The 20,596-nt window shown below is 35.7% G+C and carries 15 protein-coding genes; 5 read left to right on the top strand and 10 right to left on the bottom strand.

Annotated features, from left to right (window positions below; all coding sequences use genetic code 11):
• Positions 1–8: 8 nt before the first annotated feature.
• The 6 genes from BW926_RS02615 to BW926_RS02590 form a co-directional block, all read right to left on the bottom strand.
• Entirely contained in the window at positions 9–656 is a 648-nt protein-coding gene (locus tag BW926_RS02615) for a DUF6759 domain-containing protein (RefSeq protein WP_076443911.1), read from the bottom strand.
• A gap of 183 nt (positions 657–839) precedes the next feature.
• The gene (gene trmB, locus BW926_RS02610; RefSeq protein WP_076443909.1) at positions 840–1,517 is read right to left on the bottom strand and encodes a tRNA (guanosine(46)-N7)-methyltransferase TrmB; all 678 of its coding nucleotides are present in this window, start codon (positions 1,515–1,517) and stop codon (positions 840–842) included.
• Between the two features lie 77 nt (positions 1,518–1,594).
• Positions 1,595–2,383 carry a DUF6759 domain-containing protein gene (locus tag BW926_RS02605; RefSeq protein ID WP_076443907.1) on the bottom strand — a complete coding sequence of 263 codons (789 nt, stop codon included), beginning with the start codon at positions 2,381–2,383 and terminating at the stop codon, positions 1,595–1,597.
• 207 nt (positions 2,384–2,590) lie between these two features.
• Positions 2,591–3,379, bottom strand: a complete 789-nt coding sequence (locus tag BW926_RS02600; RefSeq protein WP_076443905.1) for a hypothetical protein — start codon at positions 3,377–3,379, stop codon at positions 2,591–2,593.
• Positions 3,380–3,800: 421 nt separating this feature from the next.
• Positions 3,801–7,208 carry a T9SS type B sorting domain-containing protein gene (locus BW926_RS02595; RefSeq protein WP_076443903.1) on the bottom strand — a complete coding sequence of 1,136 codons (3,408 nt, stop codon included), beginning with the start codon at positions 7,206–7,208 and terminating at the stop codon, positions 3,801–3,803.
• 113 nt (positions 7,209–7,321) lie between these two features.
• Positions 7,322–8,029, bottom strand: coding sequence for a DUF6759 domain-containing protein (locus BW926_RS02590; protein WP_076443901.1), 708 nt, complete (start codon positions 8,027–8,029; stop codon positions 7,322–7,324).
• Between the two features lie 143 nt (positions 8,030–8,172).
• Between BW926_RS02590 and tsf the strand changes: the two genes are divergently transcribed.
• The 3 genes from tsf to BW926_RS02575 all read left to right on the top strand — a co-directional run bounded on the left by tsf (position 8,173) and on the right by BW926_RS02575 (position 12,915).
• A complete protein-coding gene (tsf, locus tag BW926_RS02585) occupies positions 8,173–8,997 on the top strand; it encodes a translation elongation factor Ts (protein WP_076443899.1) in 825 nt (274 codons plus the stop codon).
• Positions 8,998–9,145: 148 nt separating this feature from the next.
• Positions 9,146–9,634: a T9SS type B sorting domain-containing protein gene (locus BW926_RS02580; protein WP_076443897.1), complete on the top strand. Its 489-nt coding sequence runs from the start codon at positions 9,146–9,148 to the stop codon at positions 9,632–9,634.
• Between the two features lie 149 nt (positions 9,635–9,783).
• Positions 9,784–12,915, top strand: a complete 3,132-nt coding sequence (locus BW926_RS02575; protein WP_076443895.1) for a T9SS type B sorting domain-containing protein — start codon at positions 9,784–9,786, stop codon at positions 12,913–12,915.
• A gap of 507 nt (positions 12,916–13,422) precedes the next feature.
• On the opposite strand, the gene BW926_RS02570 is transcribed toward BW926_RS02575, so the two are convergent.
• From BW926_RS02570 to gltX, 3 genes are all read right to left on the bottom strand, one after another.
• Positions 13,423–14,844 carry a DUF3472 domain-containing protein gene (locus BW926_RS02570; protein WP_083672239.1) on the bottom strand — a complete coding sequence of 474 codons (1,422 nt, stop codon included), beginning with the start codon at positions 14,842–14,844 and terminating at the stop codon, positions 13,423–13,425.
• A gap of 901 nt (positions 14,845–15,745) precedes the next feature.
• Positions 15,746–16,702 carry an acetyl-CoA carboxylase carboxyltransferase subunit alpha gene (locus BW926_RS02565; protein WP_076443891.1) on the bottom strand — a complete coding sequence of 319 codons (957 nt, stop codon included), beginning with the start codon at positions 16,700–16,702 and terminating at the stop codon, positions 15,746–15,748.
• Between the two features lie 48 nt (positions 16,703–16,750).
• Positions 16,751–18,265, bottom strand: coding sequence for a glutamate--tRNA ligase (gltX, locus tag BW926_RS02560; RefSeq protein ID WP_076443889.1), 1,515 nt, complete (start codon positions 18,263–18,265; stop codon positions 16,751–16,753).
• Positions 18,266–18,385: 120 nt separating this feature from the next.
• On the opposite strand from gltX, the gene BW926_RS02555 reads away from it, so the two are divergent.
• The gene (locus tag BW926_RS02555) at positions 18,386–18,730 is read left to right on the top strand and encodes a phosphomannose isomerase type II C-terminal cupin domain (protein WP_076443887.1); all 345 of its coding nucleotides are present in this window, start codon (positions 18,386–18,388) and stop codon (positions 18,728–18,730) included.
• Positions 18,731–18,745: 15 nt separating this feature from the next.
• Positions 18,746–19,711, top strand: coding sequence for a glycosyltransferase family protein (locus tag BW926_RS02550; protein ID WP_076443885.1), 966 nt, complete (start codon positions 18,746–18,748; stop codon positions 19,709–19,711).
• A 1-nt stretch (position 19,712) separates the two neighbouring features.
• On the opposite strand, the gene BW926_RS02545 is transcribed toward BW926_RS02550, so the two are convergent.
• Positions 19,713–20,594 carry a hypothetical protein gene (locus BW926_RS02545; RefSeq protein WP_076443883.1) on the bottom strand — a complete coding sequence of 294 codons (882 nt, stop codon included), beginning with the start codon at positions 20,592–20,594 and terminating at the stop codon, positions 19,713–19,715.
• Between the last annotated feature and the right edge of the window lie 2 nt (positions 20,595–20,596).

Genomic DNA, 20,596 nt, shown 5'->3' with positions numbered 1-20,596 from the left:
TAAACTTTTTACTTTTTTTCTAAAGCATTTTTATGATCCACTTGTTCAGGGTTGCTAATTGTCACAAAAATACTTTTATTAATTTCTTTCTTAGAAGAATATATCACATCACAGACATTGCTGGTTAATATATAAGTACCTTTATTAATGACTATAAAATTTTCGCCCTTTGCAGGGACTGCCATATTATAGAAATCTTTTCCTTGAATTCTTAGAACAAGATTACAGTCAGAATGGTTTTTAAATAGAAGAATTACCTCCTTGCTGCTAATGTCTTCATTAAACATTGCATTCAGCAGGTTTACTGTTTTTTGCTGGTGTTCTTTTGAGGTGGATGCAATAAGTCGCTTAAACTCTTCAGCTTCAGCTGAATTCGAATTTTTCAGTACGCTACTTGGGATTTCGGAAATAATTGGTCTTGCTTCCATCGGTTTAGCATCTTTTCTTCCTTTTATCCATTCAGAATTTTTTAAAGCGATAAGTTTAGATTTTAATATTCTTCTTTTTGGATCATCAGGATGGGCCGTCTTTAGAAAGTTTTCGATTTCAGTTATGCTCTTACTTTCAAGAATATTTTCATTCTTTTGGGCATTTTTACTTGTGCTGCAAGAAATAAGTGTTATTAATATTAAACTAAACAAAAATTTTTTTTTCATACAAGTGGGAATTTGTTAATAAATTAAATCTTATTCTTTTTAGAGTGTGTGTTTTGACAAGTAGGGATACGTATTAGTAGAGTATAGTAACAAATCAGTATCTACTGGTGAGAATGCTTTAACGTTAAAGCTTAAAATAGAGTTTTTGGGAGTTTAAATTTTTGATCATCTTGTTGTTATGGTTTAATTAATTTTAAATTTAATGTAGGTAATGGTTTTCCCTTTTGCAGAAAATAATTCCTCATAATAGGTTTTGATATCTCGTAAATGTTCGGTTTTTGGATCATATTCTAAAGCACCATAAATATCATGATGTGCTGTAAGTATTTCGTAACCAAGCCCTTGCAGTAACCCTAAAGTGTATCCGTGAAGGAATTCGGAATCTGTCTTTAGATGTACGATACCACCAGGTTTCAGGAATTTTTTATACCTGTTCAGGAAATCCGGATGTGTCAGCCTGTGTTTTGTACGTTTGTATTTGATCTGCGGATCCGGGAACGTAATCCAGATTTCATCTACTTCGTTATCTCCAAAAAAAGAATCTACAAGCTCTATCTGGCTTCTTAAAAAAGCAACATTATTTATTCCGCTTTCCACCGCTTCTTTAGCTCCAAACCAGAATCTTGCTCCTTTGATATCAATACCGATAAAATTTTTCTCACGGAAGGTTTTGGCAAGGCCTACGGAATATTCACCTTTTCCACAGCCAAGTTCCAGAACGATGGGATATTCATTCTTAAAAAAGGCTGAGCGCCATTTTCCTTTAAGTTCAAAGCCATTTAAAGCTTCCTCTCTTGTAGGCTGTATAACGTTTGGTAATATTTTGTTTTCTGCGAATCTTGCTAATTTATTTTTACCCATGATTTAAATCCAGCAAAATTAGCAAAATTTATACAAATATCTCATTTTTAATAATGAAAAAAATCTATATATGAAGTTTATTTCTTTCCGGAACTTCCTAATGCTACCATTATGGGTTTCTGAATGGTTTTTTGAGAAGCATATTGCGCTCCACATACAATGCTAGTGAAAAGGTAATCTCCTTTTTGGACCACAATAGAATTATCGCCGTGAGCAGGAACAGGAAGCCTGTATTTTGTAGTTCCAACTCCTTCTATCCTTACAATGATATTGCAATCGGATTTGTTTTCAATCATAACGATACATTCCTTTGCATAAGGATCATTATCAAAAAGAGAATTAAGAATTTTTACTGTTTTATTTTTATGCTCTACCGGATTCTCTGCCATCAGCATATTGAACTCAGAAGATTCCGAATCAGGAATTGCGGCAGAAGGTATTGCCACCTCAGGAGTGCTGGGAGCTACATATACGTTTTTTGATGTACTTGGGGTGTATACGACAGCAGCTTGCCCCATCTGAAGCTCTTTTTGGTATTTTGCTATCTGTTTCTGCTTGATGATAGCATTCATTTCTTCGAAAGATATCTTTGTAGAAGGTCTTCTTTTTAGCATGGCAAGCCAGTCTTGCATTTGCTTTACTTTAGTGTCCCCGGGCTGCGCGTTTTTGATATATTCCTTCATCATATCCATGACGCGAGGTTTCAGAACAGATCTTCGGGGATCATCAGGGTGTGCATCTCTCAAAAAAGCATTAATCTCATAAATATTTTTACTTTTTAAGATGTCACTATAGTCCTTCCCTTTTTTCTGGGCAGAAAAATTTATAAATAATAAGGCACTAAAGAGTCGAAGTATCTTTTTCATTCACTAATATTAAGTTTAAAAATATAAATATTTTTTTCCTTTTATTGTGTTTGGTGTCTGGTTATTGTTTTTTAGTGTCTAAGATGATAACGAAAATACGTTTTTTTTATTTTAAACACTGAATTTTCTTTAAAATTAAACAATTATTAATAAAAAATGTACCTGTAGAAAATTACAGATACATTTTTATTTGTTTAGATTGTTTTCCTATTTTAGAACCTCCTGCAGGTGAGAATTCCTTAGTCTCCGCTGATAAATAGGGAGATACTTCTCAATAGGAAGCTTTATAGCTTCAAAATTTCCAATCATGACATAGGATTCAATATTTTCAGAAGTATAGACGAATTGCAGGAAATTATCAATTAAATTCTCAGGAATTTTAAATTTTGTAAAATAGTCTTTTCCTAAATAATTTTTTATCTGGGTAATAGAATTATTCATTCTTTCATAAGCCATATATCGTTGCTTTTTCTTTCTCTCGCCGGACAGGATATCGTAAATGCTTTCCAGGCTGAAGGTAAGCCCACCATCTCTCAATCCTGCGACAGGAAGTTGTGGAGGTGTTCCGTCCCCTTTTGGTTCCGGCAGGCCGATTACTTTTTTGATGGCCAGACCTTTATCTTCTTTTTTCAAGGCGTTCACATCATACCTCAGATTTCCAGTAGGCTTGAATCTGCTAAGAACCACTTCCTGAATTTCACGGTAAGCTATTTTTAATTCTATTAAATTTTTTGGTCCGAGCATTTGAGAAGTAAGTTTAATATCCTTCCTTTCTGTAACAATAGAGGTAAAACGAATAATATCTCCCGGATTTGAGGGCAGATTAAAATCACCATTGTAATCGGTGAGTACCGTTTTTTGAGTAGTAAGATTGGTGACATATACCTGGTTGAGATATAATACTGAGTTATCTCTCAAAAAAACTTCTCCAGAATATATTTGAGCGTTAATTTTTGCCAGAAAAACCAACAGCAATAAGGTGAATAGCTTCTTCATATAATGTGACAAAATTACGCAGAAAAGCATCAGTTTATACCTGATTTGGTAGCGAAAACGGTTAAAGTTATATTAAACTTTACTATAAAATTGTTAAGGAATGTTATAAGATTACTTGTTTTGTATCAGGGGTTCTACTCATGTGAATTGATAATCAGTTGATTATAAAAATATAAAAATGGATTTTTCGTAAAAAGAGATAATTATACAATATTTTTGCATTTTTAAACCTATATTCTGGGAGTAAAATCCTTTTAGAATTATTTGAAATTTCCATCTTATGAGTCTTTGCTCTAAATGCACAATAGGATAAGATTATCTTTTATTACAAAAGATATAAGGTTTTTACCAATATTTTGGGATACTTAAATAAATTCATTTAATATTGGAAAACTTTTGTGTCTCTTTTAGCCTAGGAAGATCAATAGTTTTTTACCAGAAGCCAGCTCGTATATTTCACGGTAGTGGTTCCTCCAAATTCTGTCCAACTTAAAAAATACCAGTAAGTTGCTGTATTGATGGGTCTTCCGATGATTTTTCCGTCCCAGATAAATCGGTTGGTAGGGCTTCCCTTGAAAACTTCGGCTCCATATCTGTCGAAAATTCTGAACTGTATATTATCATTATTCATTAAAGCAGAATAATCGATGGCGTCATTATACCCGTCAAAATTTGGGGTAATGGTATTGATCAGATTTATAATCACGAAAGTTCTTGTAATATCCTCACACTGGTTAGAATCACGTAGATAAAGAGTATGATTTCCTCTTGGAACATTGGTGAAAACATTAGAATCCTGCCAGTTTATTCCATCTAGCGAATACTGATAAGGAGGGGTTCCACCGCTGGCACCTACAGTCACTGTATTTCCGTTGATCTCGATCAGGGTGATCACAGGAAGTGTTGATTCTGTAACGTTTACATGTTGCCTGTATGTACATCCGACTGAGGTAAGATCTACCCAATAGCTTCCTGCCGGTACGTTGGAAATAGAAGGTGTAGTGGCTCCGGTGCTCCAAAGATAGCTGTCAAATCCAGGACCTGCATTCAGTGTGGTCAATGCCTTACTGCAAATTACTTTATCAAATAAAACCGCTGAATGTTTCGGAACTTTAATCGTTATTGTAATTGAAGCAATATTCGGACATGCCCCGGCTTTTTCAAATCTAATGTAAACGGTTTGAGTCCCCGTAATATTCATCGGGTTTCCTATCGGAGCCTGGTCATTTTGCGCATCGGTCAAAGTTCCATGGAAACTCACTGTCACCAGAGGATCTGTAGTATATAAATTGATATAAGATAGTAGATTCATTGATTTTATACCATCCAGATCATCGTCACAGACTGTTACAGGATAGGTCGTTCTTATCAAAGGCAGCTTTGGAGAAACGTTAAAAATAAGCGGTTTGATCACGGGAGGGCAGCTGTCCGGGGAATCTACTCTGATGTAAATAGTCGTTGTGGTGCTGTATGACCAGTTGTTAGGAAGTACATTTGTATTTCCGGCATTAGCATCTGTTAAATTGGCATAATATCTTACTCCGGTAAAGTAAGTTGAATTTGCTAAAACAAGCGGCGTGATATCTGATAAAATCACATTCACGGAGCCGTCTACATTTTCATCACAAAGTGTTGTCGTATAATTGGAAGAGACTTCTGCAAAAGGGAATAAGTTAAGCGTAATATTTACAATGCTTTTACACCCGATCGCATTGGCAACCACGGCATAAACTAGGGTTCCGTTGGCAGCATTATAAGCTGAAGGATTGGTAATTAAAGCTGCAGGGTTTTCGTTCTGGGCATCAATTAAGCTCGGATAATAAGTGATCGTTACCGGAGAATTACTTGTTACGTTTGCTGTCGTTAAATTAAAAGTACCCTGCCCTGTTCCGTTATTATTACATGTAGTTAATGTAGCATTATTCACGATTAACGCCTGGATGTTCATGGTTACGGTCACTGTTTCACAATCTGGGAAATTGACGTCATTTCCGCAGAAAGTATATGTGAAAGTATCAGTTCCTGTAGTCCCCGGAGTGGTGACGGTATAGGTAATCACACCGGTTGTAGGGTTGACCACGGCAGTACCCAGAGTAGGGGCTGTAACAATAGAAACCGTTGAAGGAACAGGTGTCTGTGCAGAGCTTGAAAAAGCAGGTATAATGATTTTTGAGGTACAGGCATCGTAGCTTGCTGTAGACAACTTTGTACAGTTTAGTACCTTAAATTGTTCCGTTACCAAAGGTGCGCAGCTTCCCATCGTTATAGAGCAAGTGTAGTATCCCGACTGCGTTGGTGTTATTGAGGAAGAAGTAGCGCCCGGAATAAGCGTGCCGTTAACATACCATTGATAAGTATCATAAATAATAGGATCTACAGTAAGTACAATTCCCGGGATACAATCACCTCCAGATTTCAGGATCGCGGGCTGAGTCGAGAATCCCGCAAAGAATCCTCCATAGCCTATAGCATCACTTCCTGCATTAATCCCGGCTGTAATTGCTTTGGAAGAAACCACGGTAATGGTTCCTGTAGTATTCGGAATGCCATAGGTTACCCAGTTGTTGGTCCCGGTCACGTTGAAAGGTCCGGTGGAAGCAGGAGGAGTAACTCCATTTACGGTAACGGCGGCACCTTTTTCAGTTATTAAATTTAATTTTGTAGGAATATTCAGAATTCCGGCAGGGTTACCATTGGAAAACACATAATTTTCATCAATAAGCCCAAGCTCATTAATTTGTTTTGGCAAATAGCAGTTAAGGGCCGGAATAAAATTAAACCCACCTGTTGCTATCTCATTGCCCGTAGAGTCGGCATTTCCTGCGAGAAGCTGGTAAATATATGCGTTTTTAGTTGTTTTTATATATAAATTATAATGATTATTTCCCTGAAGCTGATATTTAGAAGATGGTATCTTGAAATACTCTCCTGTATTTAAAACTGCTACAGGCGTGATTTCATCATTTACTAGGACTTCCGTATTGTTTTCTGTGGCTATTACAAGGGCGCCTTCCATGTTTGAAGTAAGGCTTCCGTTCCCTTTTACAAGGGCAAATTCGTTTCCTAATCTGTCCACAGGAACAGCCTGATCCATTAGAATATCCGAGCTGGAAGGAAAATTTCCGGCATATTGTCCGTTAAAATTCCCGTTGGTGACATTCACTGGTTTTGTGGCTGTAATTTTGGATCCGATAAAACCATCGGCATTCCCGCTGATGCTTCCGCTTCCGTCGATGATGTAGGATTGTCCTTTATTTAAGGTAAAAGTCATAGATGGAGTTGTTGTCCCGTTTGTCCCGTTAGAAAACTGTACGGTAGGCTTATATCCTGATACAGTAACCACGGTATTGTCTTCTGTCGCAAGAATACTCGTCATGAAGTTCAGAATAGGGTTGATCACCGTAATAGGTGCGTGGGCAACATAAAATAATTTCCCTGTGGAAGAGATCCCTTTTGATGTAATAATCTCTGCGTGATTGTATACCGAGAATCTTAGGTTAGCATAAAAAGGGAATTCTGCTTTTACATAAAGACCCTTAGTACCTGGCGTAAAGAGGTCTGTTTGTAGGGTAGTAATGATGAAGTTTCTTGGGATATCAATTTTTTGAGGATTCCCTTTGCTTATATTAACGGTTGCAATTAAAACATTATTATTATAAATACTTACCGGAAACGGTGTCGTACGGTTGGTTGAAAGATATAGTTTCTGATTGGGGTTTGGGTTTCCGGTACGGTCTACCATGGGTGCAAACCAATGTTCCCTATCCAATTGGGCAAATGTAGAGACGGAAAAATAGAATACAAATAAAAAAGATAGGATTTTTTTCATTCGGTTATCGCTTTTATTACAAATTTAATAATAAAAAATCTTAGTAACTTAAAAAAAAACGGTTAAGAAATTTTTCTTAACCGTTTTTTTAAGTATTATTTTATTTATAATTATTACTCATCCCTCAAATTCAGCTCAAGCTCAATATCCTTATTGATTTTTTTTATAGAAGAATATTTAGCATCACAAACCATTGTTGTTAAAACATATTCTCCTTTTTCCACCAAAAGGAAGTTTTGCCCGTTGGCAGGAACATCCAGATTGTAATATTTTTTTCCTGTAATCTTTACAATTAGGTTACATTTTGATCTGTTTTTGATATTAATGTAAGCTTCTTTATCCATCGGGTCGTTGTTGAACATGTGGGTAAGCATTGCTGCAGTCCTTTTGTTTTGCTCGCTCGGCCCAGATCCTTTTTTGCTTGTTCCTGCAACGCTTGCATAGTTTACTGTTCTTTCTGGAACTGCGGAGCCTGTATTAGCTGCAATAGTTTTAGCATTGTTCAGGCTGTTGCTTTCCAGAACCATTTGCTTTACTTTCTCTTCGTTTAAAGGCTTTATTGTAGGTTTGGCCTCTGGAGAATTATTCGCCATGATCATCTGAATCAGCTTCTTTTTGAAATACTCTGTTTTGGCATGCCCGGGATTTTGTTTTAGGAAGCCTGCAATCACTCTTGCTTCCGTAGTGGCTTCTGCATCGCTTTCGGTATAAATGATAACAGTTTCCTTTTCGACAATAGCTTTAGATTTCGCTTTTTTCTTTTTTTGCGAAAAGCCTAGAGTAAAAATGCATAAAAATATAAGGAGAAATATTTTTTTCATTAATTAATCATTTAAAATTATTAAATATACCAATAACGCAAAAAGTCCTTTTTTAGTTTATCATTAAAATCATTATCTTTGCACTGCTTTAAAATTAAGCTAAAAATTATTACTAATCTTAAATAAAAAAATAAATAGATATTATGTCTTATACACCAGCTGCTGCAGACGTAGCAAAATTGAGAAACCAGACAGGTGCAGGTATGATGGACTGCAAAAAAGCTTTAGTAGAAGCTGAAGGAGATTTCGAAAAAGCAGTAGATATCCTTAGAAAAAAAGGACAAAAAGTAGCAGCTAACAGAGCTGACAGAGAATCCACTGAAGGGGCAGTAATCGCAAGAGTAAACGAAGATAACACACTAGGTGCTGTTATTTCTTTAAATTGCGAGACTGACTTCGTTGCGAAAAACGAAGCTTTCATTGAACTGGCTTATGAACTGGCAGAAATGGCAATCTTCGCGGCTACTAAAGAAGAGCTTTTAGCTACAGATTTCCACGGTATTACTGTTGCTGAGAAATTAGTTGAGCAGACAGGTGTTATCGGTGAAAAAATTGAAATCGGCGCATTCGAAAGAATTACAGGGCCTTTCTTAGGAGCTTACATCCACGCAGGAAACAAAATCGCTGCTATCACATCTCTTTCTGCTAAAGTAGACGGAGCCGATGAAGCTGCTAAGTCTGTTTCTATGCAGGTTGCTGCGATGAACCCAATCGCTCTTGACGAAACTGCTGTTTCTCAGGAAACTATCGACAGAGAATTAGAAATCGAAAGACACAAACTTACTGAAGAAGGTAAGCCTGCAAACATTATTGATAATATCCTTAAAGGTAAAATGCAGAGATTCTACAAAGACAACACTTTGGTACACCAAGATTTCATTAAAGATGCAAGCATGTCAGTTGCTGACTATGTAAAGTCTGCAAACGGAGATTTGAAAGTAACAGGATTTGTAAGAGTAAGCTTATAATCTTTTCCAGATTAAAAATATCAATCCCGGTGATTTTTCACCGGGATTTTTTTATTTCACCGGATTAATTACAATATGGGAATTTCTTCCAATAAGAATATTTATGTTTATCAGTTATTAGCAAGGGTATCCGCAAATACAGGAGTTAATGAGCGTAGGTGCGGGAAGCTATTATGTGGATTTAGGATTTAACGGCTGTATTTATCGTCAGTATGTAAATGTGACGACAACTCAGGCTCCAACAATTAACAGAATTGAAGTGTTAGGATATAATGCTACTGTTTTTGCTTCAGGAGGAACTCCGCCTTATCAGTATTCTTTAAATGGAATTGATTATCAGGCTTCGAACGTCTTTACAGGCTTATCAAGAGGAATGCACATCGTTTATGTTCTGGGAGCAGACGGATGTACTCCTGTGATCAAAGAATTTTTAGTGCTAAATCTTATTAATGCCATCACCCCGAATAATGACGGAATTAATGGCGTTTTAAACTATTCTGATCTGAGGATAAAGCAGGATGTTTCGATAGAAGTTGTCGACCGTTACGGAGCGCTCGTTTACAGGTCAGCGGACAAAAATTATATCTGGGACGGAAAGCTAAATGGAAGGCTACCGGAACTTACTGGTATTTATTGAGATGGATCGAACCAGATACCAAACTTTCGGTTTCTTATTCAGGTTGGATATTAATAAAAAATCGCGAATAAAATTTTAACTTTATTTATAACCTATTAACAGTATTTAGAATTTTGTACTAAATTTGTAGAAATCCTAATTCCTAATATATGAAAAGATTTCTACTCAGCTTAATATTAGTTTTTTTGACGATTAACACCCTCTTTGCACAAAGAGATACAGAACATTGGTTTGCACCGATGATGAACAGAACAGGTTTGTCCGGAGGAACAAACAGCCAGTCTATTTATTTCTCTACCGATTCTACCACTCCATTTGAAGTAACTATTTACAACAATAATGCTCCAATTGGTACTGTTACCATCAGTAAAGGAGATCCAAAAGTCTTCGTGGTTCCTGTAGAAAATATTATCACCACGTCGCAGGCAGACCTTTTCACCCCTATTACCAAAGGACTTTATACGAAAGGGCAAAAACCTTATTATGCTAATCTTAGATTTTCAATTCCCAGCCACGGTGAAATCCTGACTTCTAAAGGAAAAGCGGGTATCGGTAAAAAATTCTATGCCGCTGCTGCTCCTATCACCGATGTAGGCGGAGGAAGTATCTATAACTTTATGGCAGGGATCTTGGCAACTGAAGACAATACCGTAATTACGGTTTCAGGATACTCTGCAGGAGTCATATTTTCAAACGGGACAACAGGTGCTACAACACCTTCTATGTCTTTTACGCTGAACAAAGGACAATCTTATATCATTGAAGGACGTGGAAATCAATCCGGAAACTCATCAGGATTCATCGGAGCAAAGATTGAATCTGACAAACCTATTTCTTTAACAAACGGGAACTTCAACGGACAGTTTTCCTGGGGATCGGTTGGCGGAAACTCTGATATTATCATGGACCAGTCTGTTCCTGTGGACAGATTAGGCAGCGAGTTTGTTCTTGTAAAAGGAAATGGTAACGTTACAGCCCAGATGGAAGATGCCTTAATCATTGCCACTGAAAATAATACAGAAATACAGATCAACGGCGGCCCGGTAGTAGCAACTCTTAACGAAGGGCAGTTCTACAGAGTAAACGGCCCTAATAATGCAACACCGGCTAATAACGTTAACTACATAGATCAGGGTAACGGACATTATAATATGTACATCAAAACAAGTAAAAATGTTTATGTTTACCAGCTTCTTGCCGGTATTGCAACAAGTATTGCAACATTGGGATACAACTATATCCCGCCTTTGAACTGCTTCCTGCCAAGGAAAATTGAAGAAATCGCATTTATTAATGACCTTAACGGAAACCCCAGCCCTGATATTAAATTAAATATCTTAACAGAAGCGGGTGCTACAGTGACTTATAGCACCAATGGCGGTCCGGCAACCACACCTACTACTGCACAGGGACCTTATCCTGTGACAGGAACTACGGCCTGGGTATCTTATTCCATCCCAGGGTTAGCCGGGAATGTGACTGTAAACTCTACAAAAGCCGTTACTGCAGGTATTGCCGGAGGTAGTGGTGCTGTAGGATATGGTGGATATTTTGCAGGATTCTCGTCAATCCCTGTTATTGCAAAACAATCAGGAGATTGTGTACCGGGAATCGTACTGGAAGTGGATGACAGTTTTGAAACCTACCAATGGTATCTGAACGGAGTTGCTATTTCAGGGGCTACACAAGCTGTTTATACACCTACACAAGCAGGTAACTACACCGTAAAAGTAACTATGGGAACTTGTCCTCCTGTTACAACTCCAATTTATAAGGTATTCTCTTGTGTTAAAAATACAACTGCTTCATTAAATGCATGTGCTACTAAAGTAATTACACCTACTTTCTCATTCAATACATCACAGACTCCGGTAGCAAGTACAGTAGCAATTCTTACTTACCCAACACACGGAACAGCTACCCTGAACCCATCAACAGGGCAGATCACTTATATTCCAAATCCTGGGTATTTAGGTGCTGACCAGATTGTTTATCAGTTCTGCGGAAACGCTTCTGAGTTTATTGATTGTGAACATGTAACATTAAACTTAAATGTTGTTCCATTTGTTTTAAATGATGCTACAATCAAAACTTGTCAATATGATGGAAAAGGATTCTTTGATCTTACAACAGCTGTCGTTACGTCATATAATCCTGTAGTAAAGAATTTCTATCCTACTTTAGCAGACCTTAATGCAGGAACAAATATGATCAACAATCCTACGAACTATCTTTCTGCAGCAGGTGTAGTATATGTAAAAGTAACAACTAATGAAGGTTGTGTAGGAAATGCAAAAATCATACTAGAATTCCTTCCTACACCGGTAGTGAATGAAGCTACCTTAAGCGAATGTTTCCTTGAAATGGATGAAACAAAGGCTTCTTTTGATCTTACTATTGCAGTATTTTCTTCCGAAGCTCCAATTACTAAAAAATACTATCCTACTTTTGTTGATGCAAGCAATGGAACAAATGAGATCCTGAATGCAAATGCTTATATTTCAGGAAACGGGACTGCTTATGTAAGGGTTTATAACAGCAATGGATGCTATGCTATCGCGAAAGTTAATTTAAAAGTAATTCCTCCAAAAAGATCATCAGTCTTGGTAGATAAAACAATCTGTATTGATGCAAGAACAAGCCTTGACGCAGGACCAGGATATGCTTCTTATGAATGGAATACAGGAGCAACTACTCAGTCAATACAAAACATTTCAGTGGGAGATTACTGGGTAATTCTTGAAGATAGTGGGTGCTTCGTGAAGCAATTTGTAAAAGTTAAAAAAGCAGAAGATCCGGTAATTAAAGAAATTGAAATTTCTAATAACACAGTAACGGTACACGTAACTGGCGGAAAAGCGCCTTACCAGTATGCAGCAGATACTCCTACAAACTGGCAGGATTCTAATGTATTCACAGGGCTTTCCAGAGGCCAGCATATATTCTATGTAAAAGATGCTTACAACTGTACACCAATCTCTGTAGAAGTTACCGTACCAAATCTTATTAACGCAATCACACCGAACGGGGATAATAAAAACGACGTCATCGATTACAGCGAGCTGGCTTATAAAGACAATCTTTCGTTTACGATCTATGACAGATATGGCAATAAAATCTTCACGGGAGATAAGTTCAACAATTATAAGTGGGACGGCAGACATTTTGATAAGAAATTGATAACAGGAACTTACTGGTATCATATCAATTGGAATGAGCCAAACAAAGACAAAACTCCAATTAAATACACCGGGTGGATCCTAGTGAAAAACATAGACTAAAATTTTCTAAGTAAACTTTAAAGATGCTGGCTCATTTTTGAGCCAGCATCTTTATTATGAAAAAAGAAAAGCTCAAAGATTTTCCTTTTTCAGCAATTTTTATAAATTGCTTTATGTGTAATATTTCGAAGGTATTTTTTTAAGATTACAATCCCAAACAAAATTTTCTTTTTCCGTCAATTTATTGGATTTTATGGGGATGTGAAAATAAGCATCAGATCGGGGATACTTTGCCCAGATTGTTATTTTGCTTCGTGGAAATTGAAACACTGCTTCTTGTTATCATACTCTAAAAAGAATAAAGTAGCATAAAAAGCTATTCCTATAACAATATTTTTAGACCCAATTAAAAATTAAGACCTTATTTAAATAAAAACTAATGGGCGGAAAATAAAACGAGACTGTCTTTTGAGACAGCCTCGTTTAATATTCTTTACATCCTTGCTAAACCTAATAATTATTTAGATGTTGTTGAGTACGTTCTATAAATAAGGTTAAGCAATGAGGTTATTCAATGATAATTTTTTCTTTATGAATAATTTTATTGTTTTCGTCTTTAATGGCTATAAAATATAATCCTTTTATCAATGAGCTAACATTAATATGTGTGTTGGAATTTTTTAATGATGCAGTCAAGATTGCTTTACCTGATTCATCAAAAAGTATTGCTTGTTTAAGGTTTTGTCCTACAACTGTTAAATACTCTTTAGCAGGGTTTGGAGTGACTTTAATCAATACTTTTGAAGAATTAAGTTCATCAGTTGAAAGATTGCCATTACCAACTGTAAAACTAAATGTTTTTGGTGTTGAAGTTTGATTAAAAATATCTATAATAGTAACTTTTGCTATATAATTACCATTGCTTAAATTATAATTTATGGCAGTACTTCTTTTTTCTGGAAGTGTATATTGTTCAGTTTTCACAATATTATTAAGATTGTCAATTATATCAATTTTTGCAATTAATTGAGGGGATTTGTATTGATCAATCGCCCAGTTTACATTGATGATACCATTATTATAATTAGCATTTACAGAACTAATAGTTCCTATAGTCAAAATTGGTGATGTTCCTTGGTTAGCTTGAGGAGGAAGAGATAAAGTTCTTCCATTATTGAAGGCAGCAGAAGGGGTAGAATTTCCTCCATGTTGAATGCAGTAAGCATTTTCGGTATTGTCATAATAAGCATTAAAACTATTATGATATATTCCATTTCTTTGTATATCTGCAGCACTGTTATTAGCACTAAAAAATGCGCTGGTATTTTTTTCCCAATTTCCATTGGTGTTCAAGTTCCACGTGTCTTTTAAGAATGCTTTTCTTATTTTACTGCCATTCCAAGAAGGATCATATCCATACCAGTTTTCTAAAAAGGCATCATTATTTGCGCCTAAATTTACATTTGGATCTGGGATTGAAAGTGTAGCAGTATGAAACCACTTTCCGGTTGAAATATTATTTATAAAAGTAGAGATATATAATTTACCATTTAATTTCCAGGATCTTTGCACCAAGTTGTACCAGGTATTAATTTCCCACGCGTAAGGGTTGATCGTCTTCCAACCATCGCCTTCTCCACCAAAACGGCTTGTAGAAGTTAATGCGTCATGATAATCTACAGATGAATAAATACCGGCAAGTGTATTGACATCCCATAATGAAGAAATTAAAATATTTGTATTACCAGAAGGGGTAGATGAAGTTTGTTGTAATCCTGCATATCCCTTTGTGAAGTTATTAATTTCAAAGTATGAATTATTAGCCGATTGAACGATCTTTATCTTTTGCATTTTCAAGATAGCATCATTAGAAGGAAAATAGGAAGTTAAATGTATTGAAGGAGCTGCGTTTTCTTGTGCATCAGTTTTAATTATCATAAAAAAGGTGCTAAAGATGAGAATTAAAAAGTTAATTGTTTTTGTTTGCATTTTTTTTCATTTTTTAGATATTGTTTTATCCTATAGTTGTTTAATTATTTATTGAATATCAATTTATTTACTTAGTTTGTACTATTAGCAATAACAAACCTTTCGATCAGCTTTCTCTAAAATATCTACTATTATGGTAAATAAACTCATTGAGTTGTAATTGGAAATACATATATAATTCCGAGGCAAATTTCTTTTGACATTATTAGTGGAAATAAGAATCCACTTTACGTCTCGGTTTCCCTATACTTTTCTCCGTTTTTGAATTTATTATCCAAATGGGCTCAGATTTCTTCAATTTCACCTGTTTAAAATATTTTCAGCAATTTTCTTCTATTCCAAAATTTGCATAAAAATTTATCAAATTGTTTGAATTATTAGAATTTGCAAAATTAGGCAATTTTACGAATTCTCAAAATATTTTTTAATAAATATAATTTTTCCCAAATAAGAGAAAAAAATAGATGCCACATAACCTATATTTTAAGGAAAATATTAGATTTTTTTTGAGAAAATATTTTTTAATTCTCATAATCTATATTGAGAATGTAAAAGACATTTTTTTCCAATGCTAAAAATTGAAAAGAAGCCTGAGAAAACTATAAAAAAAAATAATTTTTTTTATAAGTAAGTGGAAGAGGTATTCTTAAAGTGAAATAAAAGGATTCAAAACCAAGAAATTTTTTCACATTATCTATTATCCTGATGAAAACAGATCTACATATGTCTTTTTACAAAATATTGTATTTCAAGGAATTATACAATAGATAAAATAATGAATAATTCTATTAGTTTTGAGGAAGATGAATTTAAGAAAATAGTTAAAAGTTTGAAGGTTTATTAAAATAACGGTAATTGATTATAATTTAAAAACCGGCTAACTTAGCCGGTCTTTCTTGTTTTATCCTTTAAACTGCCCCATCTCAATGAATTTCTCCTGTCTTTGGGTTTCCAGTTCCTGTCCTGTGAATTTTGAGAATGCCTTAATATTCTGTAAAATTGAATTCTTCAAATTTAAATAAGCCACCTCTGGATCATAATGTGCTCCACCAAGCGGTTCTTCAATGATCCCGTCAATGAATTTTTCTCTTAAAGCATCTTTTGGAGTAAGGTTCAGTGCATTGGCTGCATCTTCCTTGTGATCCCAGTTCCTCCAAAGGATGGATGAACAGCTTTCCGGTGCAATTACGGTATACCAGGTGTTTTCCAGCATGTATACTTTGTTTCCGACACCTATTCCTAATGCTCCTCCGCTGGCACCTTCACCGATGATATATGTAAATATCGGGGTTTTAAGCTGAACCATCTCAAAAATATTTCTTGCAATGGCTTCACCCTGACCTCTTTCTTCGGCCTCCAATCCCGGATAAGCTCCCGGTGTATCTACTAAAGTCACCACAGGGATATTGAATTTTTCTGCAAGCTTCATCAGTCTTAAAGCCTTTCTGTATCCTTCAGGATTCGGCATTCCGAATCTTCTATGCTGTCTTTCTTTGGTCGTTCTTCCTTTTTGGGTTCCTATGATCATTACTTTCTGACCGTCTAATGTGGCTAAACCACCGATCATTGCAGGGTCATCAGCAAAATTTCTGTCTCCGTGAAGCTCCAGGAAACTGTCTTTATCCACCATTCCGTTGATATAGTCTAGTGTATAAGGACGATCAGGGTGACGAGATAGCTGTACTCTCTGCCATGGAGTAAGGTTTCCATAGATCTCTTTTTTCTTTTCGATGATCTTGTCCTCAATCTGGCTGCATGCTAATTTTACATCAACACCACTTTCTTCTCCTACTAAAGAACAAGCCTGAAGTTGATCTACAAGTTCTTTAACAGGGAGTTCGAAACTTAAATATTCCATTTCTTGAAGTAAATTAAATCTTTCAAATTTATGAAAAATTATGTGAACCTATTTAAAATTATTGATTGCATTGTTGATTCTGGTGCTAACTTCTGCATTTCCAAGAAGTTCCATGATGTCCGGAACATCCGGGCCTTTCAATTCTCCGACTAAGGCTAAACGCAGCGGCATCATCACTTTCCCCATTCCCAAGGCTTTTTTCTCCGCAAAATCGTGGATCTTTTGTTTAAGAGTTTCTGCATTGTCTTCTTTTCCTTCTATATTCAAAATACTTAATGCTAATTCTTTTAAAATATCGGAAGTTTCATCATTCCAAGCCTTTTTCGATGCCTTTTCATCGTAAGAAGTTGGTGCTTCGAAGAAAAATTTTCCGTTTTCGTAAATGTCTTTAGGGAAAGTTGCTCTTTCTTTCATTAAATGAATAATCTTCAACAGCTTTTCGTCAGGAAGAGCTAAATTCAAATCTGATCCTTTTAAAATCTCAAGCAATTCTTCATCAGATTTCATTTGAATATACTGATGATTGAACCATTCCGCTTTTTCTTTGCTGAATCTTGCTCCGGCTTTATGAACTTTATTTAAATCAAATTCTTTTGTCATTTCATCCAACGATAAAATTTCTTTATCATCTGCAGGCGACCAACCCAATAATGCAACCATATTAATGAATGCTTCCGGAAGATATCCGCTCTCTCTGTACCCTTTGGAAACGTTTCCTGTTACAGGATCTGTAAAGTTTAAGGGGAAAACAGGAAACCCGAATTTATCACCGTCTCTTTTACTTAATTTACCTTTTCCTTCTGGTTTTAAAATCAAAGAAAGGTGTGCAAACTGAGGTGCTTCCCAGTCCATTGCTTCATACAGTAAAGTATGCAGACCCAAAGAAGGCAGCCATTCTTCACCACGGATGACGTGAGAAATTTTCATTTCGTGATCGTCGATAATGTTGGCGAAATGATACGTTGGCATCCCATCGTTTTTTACCAAAACTTTATCATCCAAAGTATTGGTATTTACAGAAAATTTTCCGCGGATGATGTCTTCAAGGTTCAATGTTCTGTCAACCGGCATTTTGAATCTTACCACATATGGTGTTTTATTAAGCAAAAGCGTTTCAACTTCTTCTTCAGAAAGGGCAAGGCTGTTTCTTAAACGGTTTCTTGTTTTATTATCGTAAGAAAAAACATCACCTCTTGCTTCATATTCTGCACGGATGGCATCTAATTCCTCAGATGTGTCGAAAGCAATATAGGCATAATCTGTTTTCAGGATCTGCTCTGTGTAACCGTCGTAAATATGTCTTCTTTCAGATTGTCTGTATGGAGCGAATTTTCCTCCCTTTTTAGGACTTTCATCAGCAGTGATTCCGCACCATTCTAAGGCTTCTTCGATGTATTCTTCTGCTCCCTCTACGTATCTTGCAGTGTCTGTATCTTCTATTCTCAATACAAATTCACCTCCCTGGCTTTTAGCAAAAAGATAATCATATAATGCGGTTCTTACGCCTCCTAAATGTAAAGGTCCGGTGGGACTTGGAGCAAAACGTACTCTTACTTTCTCCATTTCAATTAAAATTTTGATGCAAATTTACTTAAAATTATGTTTTTTAGGGAGGTTTAATGTTCCAGTTATTGGCTTTTTTGTTTTGAATATTTACATTTGTATTAATAAATAAGAAGTATTATGCTAGAAATAGGCGAAAGACCGTGGGGAAAATATTTTGTTTTGGCCGATGAGCTGAATTACAAATTAAAAAGAATTGAAGTAAATCCAGGACAAAAGTTGTCTTACCAATACCATCACAAAAGACAGGAGCAGTGGACCATCATTGAAGGAGATGCTACTGTGGTTCTGGATGATAAAGAAATCAATCTGAAGTATGGTGAAAGCATTTTCATTCCGCTTGGAGCGAAGCATAGAATGATGAACCTTTCAGATAGGCCTGTTGTTTTCATTGAAGTACAGACGGGAACCTATTTCGGAGAGGATGATATTGTGAGGATTGAAGATGATTATGATAGAAATTAATAAGATATAATTTTAGTGAAAATTATTTTCCATGAAAATCAATTATGCTACAGAGGTACTTCTAATGCACTTTTTGATTATGCAAATTATAATGAAACGATTCTGAATAATGAATCTGTAATTCTTTATGCCCAAAACAGCCCGGGTAATACAGTAGAATCAATTCAACGGTTTCAAAAAAGATTTAATGTTATAGGATATAAAGACATCATGGAACGGGATGCGATTATCACCAGCCTGAAAGCAGACCTTTTTTATGCCATAAAATCTGGAGAAAAAGAAACTAATGCGCCCGTAGATTTGCTTAAAACTGTTATTCATGCTGTTTTTAAATATAATGAACCGTACGGCAACGTTTATGCATACGTTTCGGAATGGCTGGCAAAAACAATGAGTGGCGGAAAGCTGCCCTTCGTTCCTCATATTGTTGATCTTCCTGAAATAAAAGGAGATCTTCGCGAAGAATTAAATATTCCTAAAGATGCAGTTGTATTTGCAAGATACGGAGGTGCGGATACTTTTGATATTGACTTTGTGATGGATGTAGTGAAGAAAACAGCGCTTAAGAATAAGAATATTTATTTCATTTTTATGGGGACTAATGAATTTGTGAAAAGGAATTTCTTTAGATCCTACAAGAATATAATTTTTTTACCTCCAACTACTGATATTGAAAGAAAAGTAAAATTCATCAATACATCAGACGCTTTTCTACATGCCAGATGGCAAGGGGAGAGTTTTGGTATTGCAGTAGGTGAGTTTTCACTAAAGAATAAACCCATCATAACATGGTCCGGCTCCGATGAAAAATCACACCTGGATATTTTAGGCGATAAGGCAGTTTTGTATAGCGATAAGCAAGATCTGATATATATTTTAAATAATTTCAGGCCTGATCTCGGTAAAGACTGGGACTGCTATTCTAAACTGTTTAATCCTTCTACAGTTATGAAAAAGTTTGAGGATGTTTTTATTAAATAATTTAAAAAAGAGATTTGAGGTAAAGCTTTAATCTCTTTTTAAGTTTAAGAGGCAGTTTAATCTCTTTTTGAGGGTGATTTTTCTCAAAGTTTACTATAAATTCTTCTATATTCTTTGCCGGAATGAACTGTAGCTCCTGCCAGTCTTTTGGATAAACAGGATGGAAGTTTTTAAACTTAGTATAATTTTCCATATTCAGATTTTCCCATTTTTTGTAAAATTCGGAAGTGTCAAAATCATTATTGTGGCCCCAATTGTTAATTTTTTGGAGAATTTCGCTGCTATCTCTCGCCCAAGACTGGTGGATATTATTAAAATTTAATTTCAAGGAATAGGTATTCTGAGGGTATCTTGCACTGATGTAATGAGGAACATTGGTTACCAGGAAGCAAGATTCTGTATAGGGAGAAACCACAAAGAAGCCTTCATCGGTCTGCTTGAAAAGAGTAACAAAGTTGACAAAGAAATTAACAGGTGTTTTGTTTGTGTTTCTTAAGAGAAAGCTATGTTTTTTCAGGAATGAAGTAAGCTTTTCAAAATTTATAGGATACTCATCACTGTCTATCTGAATGTGCCATCCGCCATTGCCCATTTTTTCGGCAAGCATGTTTCTCTGCCTTGTATCAAGGTCTATCGCGCTGATTCCTTTTACATAAAACGCGTCTGCATAGAACGTGATCTTTTTCTGATGATCCAATTTGCGGATTTCCGAAAATATAGTTTCGGGAATTTCAAAATCATTACCGGCCCACGTTTTGCCGTCCTTATCATAGCAGATAAATATCTCGTCTGCATAATCATAGACCTGTTTAAGAGAATTAAAAATAAATTTATAGTCATAAGATAAGAGATATCCGACTTTGATGATTTTTTGTTGAGCCATAA

It is taken from the genome of Chryseobacterium sp. RU37D, from assembly GCF_900156075.1.
GTDB lineage: Bacteria > Bacteroidota > Bacteroidia > Flavobacteriales > Weeksellaceae > Chryseobacterium.
The sequence above is the reverse complement of the archived record's forward strand: the minus strand, read 5'-3'. Positions and strand labels throughout refer to the sequence as shown.

Excerpts from the sequence above, each read along its gene's own strand:
- BW926_RS02575 (WP_076443895.1), top strand. The coding sequence starts at position 9,784 with ATGAAAAGATTTCTACTCAGCTTAATATTAGTTTTTTTGACGATTAAC.
- BW926_RS02595 (WP_076443903.1), bottom strand. The coding sequence starts at position 7,208 with ATGAAAAAAATCCTATCTTTTTTATTTGTATTCTATTTTTCCGTCTCT.
- BW926_RS02555 (WP_076443887.1), top strand. The coding sequence starts at position 18,386 with ATGCTAGAAATAGGCGAAAGACCGTGGGGAAAATATTTTGTTTTGGCC.
- BW926_RS02580 (WP_076443897.1), top strand. The coding sequence starts at position 9,146 with ATGAGCGTAGGTGCGGGAAGCTATTATGTGGATTTAGGATTTAACGGC.
- BW926_RS02615 (WP_076443911.1), bottom strand. The coding sequence starts at position 656 with ATGAAAAAAAAATTTTTGTTTAGTTTAATATTAATAACACTTATTTCT.
- BW926_RS02600 (WP_076443905.1), bottom strand. The coding sequence starts at position 3,379 with ATGAAGAAGCTATTCACCTTATTGCTGTTGGTTTTTCTGGCAAAAATT.
- BW926_RS02605 (WP_076443907.1), bottom strand. The coding sequence starts at position 2,383 with ATGAAAAAGATACTTCGACTCTTTAGTGCCTTATTATTTATAAATTTT.
- BW926_RS02570 (WP_083672239.1), bottom strand. The coding sequence starts at position 14,844 with ATGCAAACAAAAACAATTAACTTTTTAATTCTCATCTTTAGCACCTTT.
- gltX (WP_076443889.1), bottom strand. The coding sequence starts at position 18,265 with ATGGAGAAAGTAAGAGTACGTTTTGCTCCAAGTCCCACCGGACCTTTA.
- BW926_RS02590 (WP_076443901.1), bottom strand. The coding sequence starts at position 8,029 with ATGAAAAAAATATTTCTCCTTATATTTTTATGCATTTTTACTCTAGGC.
- BW926_RS02545 (WP_076443883.1), bottom strand. The coding sequence starts at position 20,594 with ATGGCTCAACAAAAAATCATCAAAGTCGGATATCTCTTATCTTATGAC.
- trmB (WP_076443909.1), bottom strand. The coding sequence starts at position 1,517 with ATGGGTAAAAATAAATTAGCAAGATTCGCAGAAAACAAAATATTACCA.
- BW926_RS02565 (WP_076443891.1), bottom strand. The coding sequence starts at position 16,702 with ATGGAATATTTAAGTTTCGAACTCCCTGTTAAAGAACTTGTAGATCAA.
- tsf (WP_076443899.1), top strand. The coding sequence starts at position 8,173 with ATGTCTTATACACCAGCTGCTGCAGACGTAGCAAAATTGAGAAACCAG.